We start from the raw sequence: 3,442 nt of genomic DNA, 5'->3' as shown, positions 1-3,442 counted from the left end.
CTCTATCAATTGGATCATCACCATAGCGTGTGGTTGATTTCCGTTCCGGCAGGCATTTTGCTGCTGCCGCTTCGCTTTCGCACAGATAAAACAATTGTTGCTGCCGCTTCGCTTTCGCACAGATAAACAATTGTTGCTGTTTAGCAGGAACGAAGATCAACTACTATACAGGGCATATATTTTTATAAATGTCATCCACAACTTTTGGTGATGAACCTATATTTAGTTCTCAAGAAATACCTCAAGCGAAGTATAGTTCATTTTCAAAAAACAGTTTCAATCTCATAAAAACGTTCAATTAGTAGAAGCTGAAATTTGGTTTCCTTGTTTTGTAAAACCGCTGTATTTCCATAGATAAAATTAAAACTATAAAAAACATTTACTGTTTCGAACTGCTTCCTTTCAAGTGGACAACGGAAATAATAAAAATATATTAAGCGGCTTGAACCCTGAATTCTAAAGGGCTCAAGCCGTTTTCGTTTCTGGTGGTAGAGATAGTGATTATAAATGAATATCAAAGCGTTACCTTTTCACACCGAATGTTCTATTAAACTAAAAGGTGCCCCGAAAAGTGATTGGGTGCACAATTGATAATTATATTATCAAACCATAAACAGAAAAAATTAAGTTGTTTTTTTGTATATTTTATCTCTAAAGACTGTATAACCTTAATATTAAGTTCAAAATTTAAAATTATAATCTTAAGGAGGGATTTTAGTGGCTATCCAAGGTGTTAAAAGATTACCCGTGAGTATTGAATCTCACCAGGCTACAAATTTGTTTATGAAGTTGGCAAATATCTCCTCTGAAATTGGTCGGTTAGATGAAAAATTTAAGCGTTCTATTTTAAAAAGTGATTTAAAAAATACACTTGCACTTAAGGAATCTGTTCAATCAACAAGAATTGAAGGAACACGAGTAACCTTTACCGATATGGTTGAACAAAGTCATAAATCTGAACAGAAGTGGGAACACATTGAGGTTTTAAATTACCAAAAAGCTCTAACAATAGGGCAAGAGCGAATCAAAAATGGCTATCCTCTTTCTACACGACTTATACTTGAGCTTCACTCTATTTTAATGGATGGAGCAGCAAGGGGGACTAATGTAGCTAAAGGGGAATTCAGGAAAGTTCCTAACTGGATTGGACCTACAAAAAGGTTTGAAGATGCTGTTTATATCCCTATTCTAGCCAGTGATATTGAAGACTACTTAGAGAATTGGGAAACATATGCCAATAAACATCCATATGGTGAGAAAATGAGTATTTCTCATTTAACTCAAGGCAGCTTCATTCTTGATGAAGATTCACATCCATTACTTAAAGTAGCTATTCTTCACGCCCAATTCGAATCTATACATCCATTCCTAGATGGAAATGGACGATTAGGTCGAATTATTATCGCTTTGTATATGATGCAATCGAAACAAATTTCCAGTCCTATCTTCTTCGTTAGTGAAGAATTAGAAAAACAACGTGCTAGATATTATCATCTTTTAAATGAAACTAGAGGAGAAAAACCAAATTGGTTCAATTGGTTATCATTCTTTTTAGATGCTTCTCAACGAATGGCTGATAAATTAAATATATTGTTAGATAGAGCTGAAATAATGGCCATGGAAGGTATGAAAAAATGTGATACGCATATTCAAAAACAAGTTTATTTACTAACATTCAGATACCCAAATACAACTGCTGTACAGGTTGCTGAACAATTCAACATTGCTCCAACTACAGCAAGAAGAGTATTAAATATATTAGATGAAAAAGGACTTGTTTTTAAGGATAAATCTCAAAAAAGAAACATTGAGTATTTTAATTATGATGTATTAGATTTATTAAACAACTAACCATTTTTTTTAATACGAGCAGTTCTACAGTAAGCCCGAAATATAAAAAAGCGGACCTTTTTGGTACGCACAACGAATAGCCATTTATCTGAAAAAATTTCAGATAAATGGCTATTTTGCACATGTAGCTTGGATATTTTTCGACCAAGGGATGTAATTCTTTAAAATCTCTGGCTGTTGGTGAATCGGTAAATTTGGCAATTCTGTCATTAACGTCACTAGGTATTGATAGAAATCGATGCCGTTTGCTTTTGCCGTTTCAGCCAGTATCGTTGCACATGCGCCCAACAGTTGGCAAACGTTACATCAAGTGGGAAATATCTTTTTTGCGAATGTATGATAAGCTTTCGTCAAATCTAGAACAATAGCAATCGGTTTTAATGTGCAAAGGTAACCTGTTCGCTGAAATGTGCTGAGCGTTCAGGAAGTCGCGCCATTTATATTCATAAAGCCACATTGGAGCCATTAGAAAATATTTCTACGGGGCTTGGTTTTAAATTAGCTGAGATTGAAATCGTTTGGCCAGTAAAACGGACATTATATTAAAGAAGATAGTATTTATAAGCGTGTGTATGAACAACCAAAGTCAAACACATTACCTGCTTTTTTTCATTAAATCTTAAGAAATCTCCTTAGTTTTTATTAATAATTATTATTTATACTTAGTACTATCTTGATGAAATGGAGATAAAATACGAAAAAAACATTACTAAGAACATTATTTATTTACAAAAAAAGTAATTTTTAAGAAAGCCCAGTGGTGATATGTCAACCATAACATCGAAGCTGGAAACTCTTAAGATTCTAAGCATCTAAAAACTTTTTTAAGCGCACTAAAATAAACCTTTCATTTTTCGTGCGAAAAAATGAAAGGTTCCTCTTGGTCCCTCGTGTAAACCAGGGTCAAACATAGGTACAACATAATAAGAGTGAAGGAGCCAAAATACGACTATCTCCTATAGAAATTCCAACAGATCCCCCAGTTGTCCGGATCAACTGGAAATTCTATCGGAAAGAACTCTTACTACTAATATACGAGGAGTCATATAAATATGATAAAAAAAATAGTCACAATTGCACTACTAATGATGATTCTAATTGTTTCTGGCTGTTCTAGAAGTGAACAAGTCAAACAACAAAATCAACAACAAGACAACCAACAAAGCAACCAACAAAGCAACCAACAAAGCAACCAACAAAGCAACCAGCAAATCCAACAAGGAGTACTCACTGTTGCTGATCCTGAAAGTATCACTGTTCTTGTCAATAAAAAGTATGCTTTTCCGGAAGGCTATGAACCGAAAGATCTCGTTTATCCAAATGTTCCATTTATATTTAATGAAAAAATAGAAAAAAGAATGATGAGAGAAGAAGCTGCGAAGTATCTCGAAAAAATGTTCCATGCGGCCAATAAACAGAATATTCATCTAGCAGGTGTTTCAGCCTATCGTTCTTCTCAAACTCAAACAACCCTATTTAATAATTATGTTGAAAAAGATGGAATCGAACAAGCAAGAACATATAGTGCTGTTCCTGGAACAAGCGAACATCAATCAGGATTAGCAATTGACGTTAGTGGATCTGATGGATC

The 3,442-nt window shown here is 34.2% G+C and carries 2 protein-coding genes and 1 pseudogene; 2 read left to right on the top strand and 1 reads right to left on the bottom strand.

Going from position 1 to position 3,442, the window contains the following annotated elements; all coding sequences use genetic code 11:
• The first annotated feature begins 717 nt into the window (after positions 1 to 717).
• Positions 718 to 1,851, top strand: a complete 1,134-nt coding sequence (locus tag QRN68_RS06370; RefSeq protein WP_285395917.1) for a Fic family protein — start codon at positions 718 to 720, stop codon at positions 1,849 to 1,851.
• A gap of 111 nt (positions 1,852 to 1,962) precedes the next feature.
• Here QRN68_RS06370 and QRN68_RS06365 read toward each other — a convergent pair.
• Positions 1,963 to 2,118 (bottom strand): annotated as a pseudogene (locus tag QRN68_RS06365) (transposase domain-containing protein); the annotation flags it as partial.
• A gap of 785 nt (positions 2,119 to 2,903) precedes the next feature.
• Here QRN68_RS06365 and QRN68_RS06355 point away from each other — a divergent pair.
• Positions 2,904 to 3,442 (top strand): M15 family metallopeptidase (locus QRN68_RS06355; RefSeq protein ID WP_285395914.1); only part of this gene is annotated, 539 nt, incomplete at its 3' end.

Origin of the sequence: Lysinibacillus sp. fls2-241-R2A-57 (genome assembly GCF_030209535.1) — a bacterium.
Classification (GTDB): Bacteria; Bacillota; Bacilli; order Bacillales_A; family Planococcaceae; genus Lysinibacillus.
Note: the sequence above shows the minus strand (reverse complement) of the source record. Positions and strands in the feature narration are given on the sequence as shown.